Origin of the sequence: Marivirga sericea (genome assembly GCF_900177665.1) — a bacterium.
GTDB lineage: Bacteria > Bacteroidota > Bacteroidia > Cytophagales > Cyclobacteriaceae > Marivirga > Marivirga sericea.
Genome location: NZ_FXAW01000008.1, coordinates 114,737 through 128,607 on the forward strand (window position 1 = coordinate 114,737; position 13,871 = coordinate 128,607).

Below are 13,871 nucleotides of genomic sequence, written 5' to 3' on the forward strand. Positions count from 1 at the left end.
TCGACTCGAAATATAATGAGAAATTATTGAATAGGAGAAAATGGACTCTTTCATTAATTTTTTTGCTAAGATGAAAAACAACTTATTAGTCATTCTTTTACTGGTCTTTTGCTTTAAATTATCTGCTCAAAATTCAGAAGTGGATAGCTTATTGGCTGTAGCAGAAAGTTCGAACGATAGCGTTAAAACAAAAGTGTACCTCGACTTAGCGGTTGGCTATCGTTCAGTTCAACCCAATACAGCTTTAAAGTATGTAAATGAAGCATTAAAAATTGCAGATCGAAATGAGAATTATGACCAAAAGGCATCCTCTTTACATATTTTGGGAGCGGTGTACACGGTTTTGGGAGATTATGAAAAAGCAATTGCTAATCTGCTGGAATCATTGCGGATTTACGAATTGCTAGGTGATTCAAAGGGTGTGGCAAATTCATCCAATAGTTTAGGAATTTTATACTTCAATCAGGAAGATTATGCAAGTGCCGAAACCTACTACAGTAAGGCGCTTTCATTGATTGACTCTTCAGAATATGCGATGAGTACAGCAGTTTACAAATTAAATATTGGGGAAGTTTATCAAGCAACAGGGGATAATGAGAAGGCCTTGAAATTGGAAGAGGAAGCTTTTAAAATTTTCGATCAGTTAGCTGATGTAAATGGAATGGCTTATGCTTTAGGGATTCAAGGAAAAGTTAACTTTCAAATAGGCAATGAAGAAAAGGCTATAAAGCTGACAAAGCAAGCTTTGCAATATTTGATCGATGATCAAGATTATTTGGGGGCTGTTGAATATTTAAATTTTTTAGTGAAAATTTATTTAAGTACTGGTAATCTATTTTCAGCCGAAGAAAATGCAAGCACTGCTTTAGAAATTGCTCATCAAATAAATTCTACACAGTGGAAAATAAAATCCTTTGAAAACTTAGCTCAAATTTTTTACAAGAAGCAATCATTCCAACAGGCCTATCAATATAAAGACTCGGCATATATTTATGAGAACCAATTGATGGATCAGGAAAAACAAAAGCAGATTGAAAACCTGAGAATAATTTATGAGTCAGAACAAAAAGAACAGGAAAACGAAATTTTACGAATTGATAAGGAGCTTAAACAAAAGCAAATTGCTCAACAGCGGATACTTAACATAGCAATTGGAAGTGTTTTAGTTATTTTAATCATTTTCGCAATTGTAACTTTCCGAGCGAAAAATCATAAACAAAAGGCAAATAATCAGCTGAAGATTCAAAATGAGGAGATTCGACAGCAAAGAGAAGAAATTGAAACTCAGGCAGAACGATTGAAAGCTATTAATACTGATGTGGTTAGAAAAAACCAGTTGATTCAAGAGAAGAACAAAAACATTACGGACAGTATCAATTACGCCAAGCGCATTCAAACTGCTTTATTGCCATTTCCTCGCCGGATAGGAAAAGAGCTTGAAGACTTTTTTATTTACTACAAACCGAAAGACATTGTCAGTGGCGACTTTTATTGGTTTAGCGAAACAACAGACAAAGTCGTGGTGGCTGTAGCAGATTGTACAGGACATGGAATCCCTGGAGCTTTTATGAGTTTTATAGGTCACGATATGCTCAATCATATCGTTAATTTTAAAGGTGTGACTAAGCCAGCAGAAATACTTAAGCAATTAAAATTAAGTGTTATTCATATTTTAAGACAAGAACAAAGCGATAATAGGGATGGTATGGATGTCTCTATTTGCGTTTGGGATAAAAAGAAAAATGCAGTAGAATTTTCAGGAGCTAATCATTCACTCATTTACATTCAGAATAAGCAACTTTATCAAATCAAAGGGAATAAAACTACTATGGGACTTGATGAAGGGAAAAATGTGAAAGATTTCCGCTCGCATGAGATCAGCTTAGTTGGCGATACTTGTTTCTATTTATTTTCTGATGGATATGTTGATCAGTTTGGAGGAGAAAAAGATAAGAAATTCATGATAAAAAATTTCCGAGAATTACTTTCATCTATACATATGAAGCACATGGAAACGCAAGGAATAATTATCCGAGAAACCATTGAAGATTGGATGCAAGAAGCAGAGCAAGTAGATGATATGCTGGTCTTAGGGTTTAGGATTTTTAGTTGATAATAGAACCCTTGTTATAGTAAATAAGTGGTCTTACCCTGAATTTCTGATAAAAGCATGATTTTAATGCTTGTAAATTACTGATTTTGAGTTATTTGAAAGCTATCTCACTTTTTTCTATGCTTAACTGATTCATCCTATTATTTTTGCAGCATGACAGAGCAAATTATTATTCTTGATTTTGGGTCTCAATACACCCAACTCATTGCCCGCAGAGTTCGAGAACTCAATGTTTATTGTGAAATTCATCCGTTTTATGATGCCCCAGAATTAACTCCTGATGTTAAAGGCGTCATACTCTCCGGGAGTCCTTGCTCAGTACGGGATGAGGATTCGCCAAAAATTGATTTAACCAAATATAGAGGGAGGGTACCTTTGCTTGGAGTGTGTTACGGAGCTCAATACCTTGCCCAAAATAATGGGGGTGAAGTATTGCCCTCTGAAATCAGAGAATATGGACGAGCCAAATTAACAAGCTTTGATCACGATAATGATTTGCTGAAAAATTTAACAACAGGCTCTCAGGTTTGGATGTCTCATGGTGATACTATTAAAACATTACCAAAAGGATTTAAGATTATAGCAAGTACACCTTCAGTGGAAGTAGCTGCTTTTGAACTTGAAAATGAGCCTACTTACGGGATACAATTTCACCCTGAAGTTACCCATACTTTGGAAGGTAAGCAGTTGTTGGAGAATTTTTTAGTGAAAATTTGCGGTTGTGCTCAAGACTGGACTTCTGAGATTTTCGCAGACATCACGATTGCAGAGTTAAAAGAGCAATTAGGCAATGATAAAGTAGTATTGGGACTTTCTGGTGGAGTAGATTCCTCTGTTGCTGCCATGTTAATTCATCATGCAATTGGTAAAAATCTATATTGTATTTTTGTAGATAACGGTTTACTTAGAAAAAACGAGTTTGAAGAGGTTCTTGAGTCCTACAAACATATGGGCTTGAATGTAAAAGGAGTTGATGCTAAAGATCAGTTTTATAAAGCGTTAGCATTACTTTCAGATCCTGAAGAAAAGAGAAAGGCAATTGGAAAAACCTTCATTGAAGTATTTGATCAAGAAGCGAAAGCTATTAAAGATGTAAAATGGTTAGCCCAAGGAACAATTTACCCAGATATTATTGAATCTGTTTCAGTAAAAGGACCATCAGCTACTATAAAATCTCATCACAACGTTGGCGGACTGCCAGAAAAGATGAATTTAAAAGTAGTAGAGCCTCTTAAAACACTATTTAAAGACGGAGTACGTTCAGTGGGAAGAGCTTTAGAAATAGATCATAAAATCTTAGGCAGACATCCGTTTCCGGGGCCTGGTTTGGCTATTAGAATTCTAGGGGATGTGACGCCCGAAAAGGTTCAGATCATTCAGGAAGTGGATTCGATATTCATTGGCATGATGAAAGAAAGAGGACTTTATGATCAGGTTTGGCAAGCGGGATCGATTCTTTTACCTATTCAGTCTGTTGGCGTGATGGGCGATGAAAGAACCTACGAAAGGGTTGTGGCTTTACGTGCAGTTGCTAGTGTAGATGGAATGACTGCAGATTGGGTGCATTTGCCGTACGAATTCTTAAGCGATGTGTCCAATGAAATTATTAATAAGGTAAAAGGGGTCAATCGAGTTGTTTACGACATTAGCTCCAAGCCACCGGCAACTATAGAGTGGGAATAAGCGATGCTCAACTTAAGATTGATGCTTAATTAATATTTTAATAATAATACTATGGGATTAAAAGCAATATTCATTTTTGGAGTGATTTTAATTTTGAATGCTTTTCAACTAAAGGCACAAATAAATTATCAGTCAGAGTATTTGTCGGGTAAAAACTACTTTAGATCTGGAGATTATCAGCGTGCTCAAAATCATTTCAAGAATTTATTGGAAACCAACGAAGATAATCCTTTCTATTTGTACGGATCATATTTTTATGGTATTTCAGCCTATGAAACGGGAAATAAGGAGCGCGCCATGGAAGTGCTGGGGGATATTAGAACTACTCATCCTGATTGGGATAAAATAGATGAAGTAAATCTTTGGTATGGCAAAATGCTAATGCAGGAAGGGAATCTGATGAAAGGACTTAAGGTATTGAACAGCACCGAAAAAGAAGATTTCAAAAATATTGCAAAAGAAATCAAAAAATCAACCTTAGCTTCCTATGATAGTATTCCACTTTTGCAAAAGGCAATGGAATTGAATCCATATGATGAAGTACTTGCTAAGTATTTAGCAATAAAAATCAACCAACAACCTATGGTAGATAGAAAGGTTGAATTGATGGAGTTTTTAATTGATTCTTTTGACTTAAATCGAGCTAGTTTTGATTTTGTAGATAAAAGTGTCACAGAAAAAAAAGCTACTTATAGGGTTGCTGTCATGTTACCGTTTATGGCTGAAGACTTATCTACCTCGAAGGGGAATAAAGGCAATCAATTTGTTCTGGATATTTATCAGGGGATCTTAACAGCTGTAGAGGAGCTTAATGAAAATGAAAAAAGGATCGAGCTTTTTGCTTATGATACGGATCGAGATAGCGTGGTAACAGCGAAAATTCTAGAAACGGAGGAGTTGCTGGAAATGGACATGATAATTGGCCCTTTATATCCTGTTCCGGCAAGTATGGTGCGAGAGTATTCTTACAAGCACAAAATCAACATGGTAAATCCATTGTCCACTAATTCTGAAACAATAGCAGCCAATCCTTATTCTTTCTTAATGAAGTCTACTCCGGAAACTCGAGCAAAAACAGCTGCACGCTTTGCAATCGAACATATGGAGAATAAGAATGCTACTATATTTTATGGAAGCAAATCCCAAGACTCTATTTTTGCATACACTTACAAGAGAATTTTAGAAGAAGACTCATTCAACATAACTTGGATTGCAGCCTCAAGGTCATCTACTGCTAGTACGGAGATATTAAGGACTTTGACGGAAGTTGTTGAGGTGGATACATTGGATAATAGAGGGAAAGTATATATCAGCAATACAGTTAAAGTTAAAGTTGGAGAGGGAGATTCTTTGGTGCTTTCAAGAGATACTATTGGTCATATTATGACGGCCGCTTCTGATAATCTTTTGGTTTCTAATGTTTTAAGTGCCGTTGATACCAGAAGAGATAGTATTCCTATAATTGGGTATGATGAATGGCTTGATTTTAGTCAAATGTCATTTGATCAATTACAACGTATGGGAGTGATTATGATCGGTCAAAATTATTTTGACTTCAGTTCTGTTGAGGTGGCAGAATTTAAAGAGACTTATAGAAAAACTTATAACAAATTACCTTCACAATATAGTTATGATGGATATGAGACCATGAAATTCTTCGGTGAAAAGCTTATTGAATTTGGAAACTATTTTCAATATGGTCTTTACAATGAAGGCTTCCAAAGTGGCAGTCTTTACTTTGGTTTTGATTATACCAATGCCAATGATAACCAAGTGGTTCCTATCATGAAAATGGAAGATTTGGAATTGCGAATGTTAAATTATGAGCAAATAGGAGAAAAACCATCCATGTTTACTGACTAAATTAAGAATATTAAAAATCATATTATTTATGCTGGACAAGTCCAAAAGCAAATCATTATTTAAAAAGGCACAAAATTTTATTCCAGGAGGAGTTAATTCTCCTGTAAGAGCTTTCAAAGCTGTAGGTGGCGATCCAATTTTCGTCAAAAGGGCAAAAGGAGCCTATATGTATGACGAAGATGATAATCGATATATCGATCTTATCAATTCATGGGGGCCGATGATTCTCGGTCATGGAAATGAAGCAATTGAAGCAGCAGTGGCAGATGCTTTGAAAAACTCTCTTTCTTTCGGTGCTCCCACTGCTAAGGAAATAGAAATAGCAGAGTTGATTACTCATATGGTGCCTTCAATTGAAAAGGTCAGAATGGTGAATTCAGGTACAGAAGCGACCATGTCTGCTGCTAGGTTGGCAAGAGGATTTACGGGTAGAGATAAATTATTGAAATTTGAAGGTTGCTACCACGGACATGGAGATAGCTTTTTAATTGCAGCTGGGAGCGGTGCAGCCACCATGGGAACACCCAATTCGCCAGGTGTTACCAAAGGAACCGCAAAGGATACTTTAACGGCTCCTTTTAATGATTTGGAGGCAGTTAAAAAGATAGTAGAGCAGAACAAAGGTGAAATTGCTGCTTTAATTGTAGAACCCGTAGCGGGAAATATGGGCTGTGTAATACCTCAAGAAGGATACCTACAAGGGTTAAGAGATATTTGTGATCAAGACGGTATCGTTTTGATATTTGATGAAGTGATGACGGGTTTCAGATTATCGAAGGCCGGGGCACAAGGTATATTTGGGGTGAAACCAGATATCACAACCTTAGGTAAGATTATTGGAGGCGGTATGCCTGTAGGTGCTTATGGTGGGAAAAAGGAAATCATGGATTTTGTATCGCCTCAGGGCCCAGTTTATCAAGCAGGGACGCTATCAGGGAACCCCATAGCGATGTCAGCCGGATTGATGATACTACATTATTTGAATGATCACGATGAGGTTTATGACCAAATTGGAGCATCAGGACAGTACTTGGCGAAAGAATTGGCCAAAGTAAATGCAGCACTTGGTAAAAATTATACGATTAATCAATTAGGTTCAATGATTAGTATTTTCTTCACAGATCAACCAGTAAATGATTTTGAAGGTGCTAAAAGCTGCGATACGGAAATGTTTGGGAAATATTTTCAAGGGATGTTAAATGAAGGCGTTTATTTACCACCTGCGCAGTTTGAATCATGGTTTTTATCTACTGCTTTATCGGCTGAAGATTTAGACCATATTGTAAAGTCACACGAAAAAGTATTAAAAAACCTTTTGGCTTAAGCAGATTGTGAGAAATAATTCACTATTTTTCCTGAATTTATTAAGGATTTTTCTCATTTAGGGACTACATTTATTGTAGTCCTAATTAATTATTATATTTACAGCTGTAAAAAAATAGAATTCTAGTGAAGATAGTTAGACTCATTCTCATCATATTGATTTCATATAGTTTCGTATTCAGTGCGGATGCTCAGTTTAGAAGAAGAACTGAAAATAAAACAGTCACGTACGAAGAAATGTATAACGATCCTTACGATATCAATAAATTATTCATAGGGATAACACCAGCCTATGGTGATGTACATGTGACCAACATTACTTCTGGCTTTGGATTAGATGCTACTTATTATCTGAAGGATAAGATGCACTTTAAAGCACATGCTCGAACGCCCTATTTTATTGGGAGCGACTTCGCTAGAAATGCCGCTCAAAAAAATGGGTTTGATCCGCAATCAAGAGCTAGAACTTATTTTTTTGCAGAAGCAAGTGCTTCTTACCATATATGGGATAGAGAGCAAGAGTCAGAAAGTTTAATTCCACTTTACTCAAAAAACTATCAGGGTGCAGAATGGGCTGCGAAAGTACCAAAAAGAGCACCAATACCGAATAAAAGAAGAGAAATATTGTTTGCTCGCTTAGGGGGTGTGTATTATGAAACGACATCAGAACTTAGTAGGGCTATTGCTTCGCAAGGAGTAGTGGTGAATCCTGTGGGTGAAACTGAACAATCTGCGAATTCCATAACAGGCGAAACTGAGGATGCGGTCTTTGGAAATGTTCTAGGGGCTGGTGTTGCTGTGGGTGGTGGTTTTACATGGATTAAGAACTTCGCAGCTAAACCAGACAAGACATATGAGGAATTAGTAGATGATCATGTGTTTTCTACTTTTATGGATTTATTTATTTTCCCAATGGTCACTGTTGAAAATTTCTTCCATCAACCGGCCGGTGCAACGCAGTTTTTCGAATATGATGCATCAACCATCAATACCTTCATGTTTGGCGGAAGAATTGGGATAGATGGCCACTTTAATCGAACATTAGGGTGGGGTTATGGAGCCGAAATAGGAATGCGTCCCGGCTTGCAAAAGAGAGGGTTTTATGGGCTTCTAAAAATCACCTTTCCGATGTACGGTACTAAGCTGGACTACAATGTGGAGGCTTTTGGTAGGTAATTTTCATAAAGCAGATTAAGTTTCTGATATTTTTACAAAAGTATCTATTATTTTTTTACTATTCCCTTAGTAATTTCGAATTATTATTTCGTTTTTTTTGAACCATAGTTGATTTTATTTGCTAATTTGACTTTTTATAAAAGCAATTCTAATTAAAATCATTAAGTATAATGGGAGTTTTGGATCTTATCACTCTGCTTATTTTCTTAGCGGCAGTTTTTACATTTATAAATGTTAATTATTTAAAGTTGCCATCGACTATTGGATTGATGATCATTGCACTAGTGCTTTCGGTCCTTATTCTTTTATTAGGTTATATATTTCCTGAAATCACAGATTTAGCAATTTCAATAGTCTCTGAATTTGATTTCAAAGAAGTCCTACTTGATGTAATGCTCAGTTTTTTATTATTTGCTGGTGCTCTATCCATTAATGTTAAGAGGTTGAAAGAAGAAAGATGGCCTATCTTGATTTTTGCTACAGTTGGAGTTTTGATTTCGACTTTTGTGGTTGGCTTTTTAATGTTTTATATTTTTGCATTTTTCGGTTACCAAATTGATTTAATTTATTGCTTGCTTTTTGGAGCCTTAATTTCTCCAACTGATCCTATAGCCGTTCTAGCATTACTTTCTGATGCAAAAGTTTCTAAAAAATTGGAAATCAAAATCGCGGGGGAATCATTGTTCAATGACGGCATAGGTGTAGTAGCTTTTCTCACAATACTTGGTTTAGCACAAACTGGAGTTGAAAACTTCAGTCTTGGTGGTACTTTAGGGCTCTTCGGAGTTGAAGTAGGGGGCGGGTTATTACTAGGAGCGATATTTGGCTTTTTGGGTCTGAAATTATTGGAAATAATTGATAATGATCATGTGGAATTAGAAGTGCTGGTGACCCTTTCTTTAGTGATGGTGTCTTATAAAGCTGCAGAGTTTCTTCATATTTCCGGTCCATTGGCGGTAGTGGTTTTGGGGCTGTTTCTTAGTAAAGAGGGACATGCTGTAGATAAATCTAAAGCTACTGGAGACTATGTCTATAAATTCTGGCACTTAGTTGATGAGGCCTTAAATGCAATACTTTTCATTTTGATTGGACTTGAAATCATTGTTATCTCTAAAGAATTTCACCCAGATTATTTTTTGATTGGATTATGTGCGATTGTTGTGGTCTTGTTTGCTCGCTTAATAGGAGTAGGAATTCCAGTGAAAATAATGGAAAGACTTAGAACTTTTGAAAAGAATACTTTGGCGATTCTGACATGGGGTGGTTTAAGAGGAGGCATTTCTGTTGCCTTAGCCTTGTCTATTCCCGATGATTTTGAAGCCAAAAACATTATTCTCTCTGCTACTTATTCTGTTGTGGTATTTTCAATTTTAGTTCAAGGTTTAACCATAAAAAAGCTGGTACCTAAAAAGTCTTAACACTATTAGGAACTTGTAGTTAGTGCTCTACTTTAATCCTATATTTGCTTAAAAGCCCAGGTAGTGCTTCAATACTGAATGAGGCAGCTTTCAATTTATTATTTTCAGGGTCGATAGTGTAATTTATTGCATGCCTAAAGTCGGCTTTTTGCAAATCGCAATTTTCGAAAATAGCAGCTGATAAATCAGAATAATTGAATTTTGTTTCTCTTAGGTCACACTCCCCGAAGTCTACTTCGATTAGCTTTGAGTTGATAAATTTAGTTTTGGGCAGCTGAAGTTGAAAGAAAACCGAATGATTAAGTTGGCAATTTTCAAAATTTACGTTTAATCCAAACGTATTACATTCGTTAAAATGAATCCCTAGAAGCTTGCAATCCTTGAAATCTACCGTTTGCAGAGATGTGCTCTTCATTTTGACAGAACTTAAATTGCAGCCTTCAAATGCGCAGTCGATAAACTTGAAATTTGAAAGATCGTAATCTTGGAAATTACAATTTCTAAAAGTGCAATGCTCGTAATCACCTTTTTTAAGTATAGATACCTTAAAGTCTACAGCATTAAAAAGTTCTTCCACAATAATATTGACCACCTATTTACTTGTTGTTTGATTTGATATGCAAATTATAGAATATATTTTCTTTTTTGGTAGAATCAGTTGCAATTTGTAATCCCCATGACATTTGTCATCTAATTCGTAACTTTTGTTACGCCTCAATGAATGTTACTACATTAATTTTGTTTATCAGTTTTGGAAAATGGTGGTACGCCTCATTTAAAAAATTGCTTTAATGAATGTTTAATAAGATTGAATTTTAACTAAAATATTATATGAGTGAATTATTAGATTGGATTAGTCAGCCATGGCCATGGTATGTGGCAGGTCCGTTAATAGCGTTGGTTATGTTCTCTATGTTGTTTTTTGGCAAATCATTTGGCCTGTCTGCCAATTTAAGAACTATGTGTTCTATTTTGGGAGCTGGTAAATCCTGTGATTTTTTCGATTTCAATTGGAGGGATCAAATGTGGAATTTGGTTTTTGCGGCAGGCTTAGTATTAGGGGGGGTAATATCCCATCTGTATTTAGGCTATGAGCCGGCTGCTAATATTTCTGAAACAACGATTACCGAATTGCAAGCTTTTGGAATTGAGAATCCTGGAGAAAATGTGGTGCCAATTGAGATTTTCAATTGGGAAAATTTACTTACTGTGCAAGGTTTTTTGATGATAGTGGTGGGAGGTTTTTTAGTAGGCTTTGGAACTCGATATGCAGGTGGTTGTACTTCTGGTCACGCTATTTCAGGATTGAGTGATTTGCAGCCTGCTTCGCTCTTGGCAGTTGTAGGGTTCTTTATCGGGGGGCTAGTTATGACCTACTTTATTTTACCTTATTTACTAGTGCTATAATCATTTTTAAATTACAAAAATCAAATGAAAGGAATGAAATTTTTAAGATATTTATTGATAGGAACTGTCTTTGGTATTACCCTTGCAAAGGCTGAAGTGATCTCTTGGTTTAGGATCTATGAGATGTTTAAATTCCAATCTTTCCATATGTATGGTGTGATTGGTTCAGCGGTTGTTGTAGGGATTATTGTGATTCAACTTATCAAAAGGAAGAAATTGAAATCGATTGATGGCGAGAGAATTATTGTTGCCCCAAAGCAATTTAGCTGGGCGAGATATATAATCGGGGGTTCAATATTCGGTTTAGGCTGGGCGATGACAGGAGCTTGTCCTGGTCCAATGTTTATCCTTTTAGGGAATGGAGTAGGTGTGATTTTAGTAGTAATTGCTGCTGCTGTATTAGGAACTTACGTTTATGGTAAGATAAGGCATAAATTACCACATTAATATTCAAATTAACTCGTAAGAGTGGCCGATTTTTAATTTAATTTAGGAGAAATGGACTTTTTGAAATTGATCAAGATGACCACAGGAGCTATGCTGGGTGTCTTGCTTATCGTGATCACTCTATTTATGGCGGTCCTTTTGATTGATGAAGCTCCACAATGGTTGGGTTTTTCATCTACTTATGAGAATAGGATCTGGAGCCTGCCTGATATTGAGACTAATTTACCGGAGGGTCAAAAAGGGAAACAAGTAAAATTTGGTTTTCTATTGGCAACTGAATCACCAAAATGGATGGGGCCACAAGTCATCAATAAGGATGAAAGATTATATGCCGGAAATAATCTGACTTGTCAAAACTGCCATTTAGAGGCTGGTACGAAACCAGGATCAGGATCTTGGGTAGGAGTGACCAATCGTTTCCCTCAGTTTAGAGGTAGGGAAAATAAGATAGGAACAATTGAAGAGCGCATTAATGGCTGCATGGAACGCAGCATGAATGGAGAAGCCTTGCCTGAAGATTCAGAACAGATGCAGGCTTTAGTGGCTTATATGGAATGGTTAAGTGAAGATGTTCCAGCCGATACAGTCGATTGGTATAAAGGTTTTGTAAGTATAAAAATACCAACAGTAAAAGCGGATACTATCTTCGGTAAGCAGGTATACATCAATGAATGTCAAGTTTGCCACGGGGAAGATGGACAAGGGACAAAGTTAACAGATGAGCGAAAGGGTTATCAATATCCTCCACTTTGGGGAGATGATTCTTTTAATCATGGGGCAGGTATGCACCGAGTATTAACGGCTGCGCAATTCATTAAAGCAAATATGCCGCACTTAATCGCTACTAAAGAAAATCCAAAATTAACGGATGAAGAGGCCTTTCATGTGGCAGCTTATATAAACAGTTTTGACAGACCATTAAAACCAGAAGCAGATAAGGATTTTCCTGATTTGAAATTAAAGCCTGTTTCTACTTCTTATGGTCCTTGGGATGATTCTTTTTCAGCTGAACAACATCAATTTGGCCCATTTCCGCCTATCATTCAATATTATGACAGTGTCTATCAAATTAAGAAAACCAAATAAATGAAGTTTACTTCTATAGTTTCCATATTGCTTTTATCTACTTTCCTAAGTTTTGCTCAAGACGATCAAGCTGAAAATAAAAAAGGAAATCTCAGTGGACAATGGCGAAATTACTATATGCATTCCTTCAATGAGGGAGCTTTACAAGATTGGTATACTATAGCCACAGGCTTAAAATTAAAATACACCTATGATTTTAATGAGCATTGGCAAGTTGGAGGGGCAGTTTACAGCAGTTGGAATACCGGAATCGGTAATGTGGAAGTATTAGATCCTACAACGGGAAGAGAAAGTCGATATGCAGCAGGTAATTTTAATGTTCAAGACCTTTCGCAACGGTTTATCGCCTATCCAGGGGAATTGTTTGTGCAATACAAAGCTGGTAATCATCAAGTAAAAATTGGAAGACAAGGTTTTTTCTCTCCGTTTATGAATGGGCAAGATGGTAGAATGATTCCTACCCTTTTTGAAGGAGCATTTTATAAATATGAGGAAAAAGGTAAATTAAAGTTCCAGTTGGGAGCGATTAATCGGATTGCACCAAGAAGTTACAATGGATTTGAAAATATCGGTCAGACCTTGGGGATTTATCCAGTCGGCAGAGATATTAACGGACAAGGAAGTGAATACAGAGAAAATTCGATATCTAATTATGTGGCTTTGACTAATGTTGATTATCAAATTAGCCCCCATCTAAAAGTTGAGCTATGGGATTATTATGTAGATAATATTTTCAATGTCCTCTATGTAAAGCCCACTTATAATTTTACTGACGCTGGCTTAGAATTGTCAGCAGAATGGTTGTTACAAAATAGGGTAGGAGAAGGTGGACATCCTGACCCTGCCTTACGATATGTGCAAAATGAAACGGCACAGATTTTTGGTCTGCAATTATCTCATCTTCTAACAAATGGAAAAATCAGTTTAGGATATGATCATATCACAGGTCAGGGTAGATTTTTATTTCCTCGTGAATGGGGGCGAGAGTTTTTGTTTAGTTTTCAGAAAAGAGAACGGAGTGAAGGATTTGGAAATAATCATGCGGCTGTGATGTACTACCACCAGAATTTCAAATTTTCTGATCAAAAGCTAAAATCGATTTTCAGTATTGGTCATCAATGGAGACCATCAGTGACAGAACCCGAGTTGAATAAGTATGCCATTCCGAATTATATGCATATCAATTTGGATTTATTCTATGAAAATGTAAAATGGAAAGGTTTAAAACCTGAACTGTTAATTACTTACAAATATAGGACGGGAGATTTTCCTGATAATCCTGTATTCATTCTCAACAAAGTAAATCTGTTCTTGATCAATGCGATTGTGAATTACAATTTTTAAAAATACAAAAG

11 protein-coding genes are annotated in these 13,871 nt (G+C 36.3%); 10 read left to right on the forward strand and 1 reads right to left on the reverse strand.

The genetic code is table 11. The features are described from left to right. The first annotated feature begins 70 nt into the window (after nucleotides 1-70). From B9Y84_RS17145 to B9Y84_RS17170, 6 genes are all read left to right on the forward strand, one after another. Nucleotides 71-2,113: a tetratricopeptide repeat protein gene (locus B9Y84_RS17145; protein ID WP_176223827.1), complete on the forward strand. Its 2,043-nt coding sequence runs from the start codon at nucleotides 71-73 to the stop codon at nucleotides 2,111-2,113. A gap of 153 nt (nucleotides 2,114-2,266) precedes the next feature. After that, a complete protein-coding gene (guaA, locus tag B9Y84_RS17150; RefSeq protein WP_085518626.1) occupies nucleotides 2,267-3,796 on the forward strand; it encodes a glutamine-hydrolyzing GMP synthase in 1,530 nt (509 codons plus the stop codon). Between the two features lie 51 nt (nucleotides 3,797-3,847). Next, a complete protein-coding gene (locus B9Y84_RS17155; protein ID WP_085518627.1) occupies nucleotides 3,848-5,659 on the forward strand; it encodes a hypothetical protein in 1,812 nt (603 codons plus the stop codon). Nucleotides 5,660-5,687: 28 nt separating this feature from the next. Further along, nucleotides 5,688-6,983 (forward strand): glutamate-1-semialdehyde 2,1-aminomutase, encoded by a 1,296-nt coding sequence (gene hemL, locus B9Y84_RS17160; protein WP_085518628.1) that lies wholly within the window; start codon nucleotides 5,688-5,690, stop codon nucleotides 6,981-6,983. Nucleotides 6,984-7,108: 125 nt separating this feature from the next. Beyond that, nucleotides 7,109-8,158 carry a hypothetical protein gene (locus B9Y84_RS17165; RefSeq protein WP_085518629.1) on the forward strand — a complete coding sequence of 350 codons (1,050 nt, stop codon included), beginning with the start codon at nucleotides 7,109-7,111 and terminating at the stop codon, nucleotides 8,156-8,158. 170 nt (nucleotides 8,159-8,328) lie between these two features. After that, nucleotides 8,329-9,576, forward strand: a complete 1,248-nt coding sequence (locus B9Y84_RS17170; RefSeq protein WP_085518630.1) for a cation:proton antiporter — start codon at nucleotides 8,329-8,331, stop codon at nucleotides 9,574-9,576. Nucleotides 9,577-9,595: 19 nt separating this feature from the next. Here the strand turns inward: B9Y84_RS17170 and B9Y84_RS17175 are convergent, their stop codons facing one another. Then, nucleotides 9,596-10,168, reverse strand: a complete 573-nt coding sequence (locus B9Y84_RS17175; protein ID WP_139828080.1) for a pentapeptide repeat-containing protein — start codon at nucleotides 10,166-10,168, stop codon at nucleotides 9,596-9,598. 239 nt (nucleotides 10,169-10,407) lie between these two features. Between B9Y84_RS17175 and B9Y84_RS17180 the strand changes: the two genes are divergently transcribed. The 4 genes from B9Y84_RS17180 to B9Y84_RS17195 are packed head-to-tail and all read left to right on the forward strand — an operon-like array spanning nucleotide 10,408 to nucleotide 13,860. After that, the gene (locus tag B9Y84_RS17180; RefSeq protein ID WP_085518631.1) at nucleotides 10,408-10,983 is read left to right on the forward strand and encodes a YeeE/YedE family protein; all 576 of its coding nucleotides are present in this window, start codon (nucleotides 10,408-10,410) and stop codon (nucleotides 10,981-10,983) included. A gap of 33 nt (nucleotides 10,984-11,016) precedes the next feature. Further along, nucleotides 11,017-11,430, forward strand: a complete 414-nt coding sequence (locus B9Y84_RS17185; protein ID WP_085518741.1) for a YeeE/YedE family protein — start codon at nucleotides 11,017-11,019, stop codon at nucleotides 11,428-11,430. Between the two features lie 51 nt (nucleotides 11,431-11,481). Then, a complete protein-coding gene (locus B9Y84_RS17190; protein WP_085518632.1) occupies nucleotides 11,482-12,516 on the forward strand; it encodes a c-type cytochrome in 1,035 nt (344 codons plus the stop codon). Beyond that, nucleotides 12,517-13,860, forward strand: coding sequence for an OprD family outer membrane porin (locus tag B9Y84_RS17195; RefSeq protein WP_085518633.1), 1,344 nt, complete (start codon nucleotides 12,517-12,519; stop codon nucleotides 13,858-13,860). It begins immediately after the preceding gene. Nucleotides 13,861-13,871 lie beyond the last annotated feature (11 nt).

Bases quoted from the DNA above. Each gene is read 5' to 3' on its own strand.
- B9Y84_RS17145 (WP_176223827.1), top strand. From the start codon at position 71: ATGAAAAACAACTTATTAGTCATTCTTTTACTGGTCTTTTGCTTTAAA.
- guaA (WP_085518626.1), top strand. From the start codon at position 2,267: ATGACAGAGCAAATTATTATTCTTGATTTTGGGTCTCAATACACCCAA.
- B9Y84_RS17155 (WP_085518627.1), top strand. From the start codon at position 3,848: ATGGGATTAAAAGCAATATTCATTTTTGGAGTGATTTTAATTTTGAAT.
- hemL (WP_085518628.1), top strand. From the start codon at position 5,688: ATGCTGGACAAGTCCAAAAGCAAATCATTATTTAAAAAGGCACAAAAT.
- B9Y84_RS17170 (WP_085518630.1), top strand. From the start codon at position 8,329: ATGGGAGTTTTGGATCTTATCACTCTGCTTATTTTCTTAGCGGCAGTT.
- B9Y84_RS17180 (WP_085518631.1), top strand. From the start codon at position 10,408: ATGAGTGAATTATTAGATTGGATTAGTCAGCCATGGCCATGGTATGTG.
- B9Y84_RS17185 (WP_085518741.1), top strand. From the start codon at position 11,017: ATGAAATTTTTAAGATATTTATTGATAGGAACTGTCTTTGGTATTACC.
- B9Y84_RS17190 (WP_085518632.1), top strand. From the start codon at position 11,482: ATGGACTTTTTGAAATTGATCAAGATGACCACAGGAGCTATGCTGGGT.
- B9Y84_RS17195 (WP_085518633.1), top strand. From the start codon at position 12,517: ATGAAGTTTACTTCTATAGTTTCCATATTGCTTTTATCTACTTTCCTA.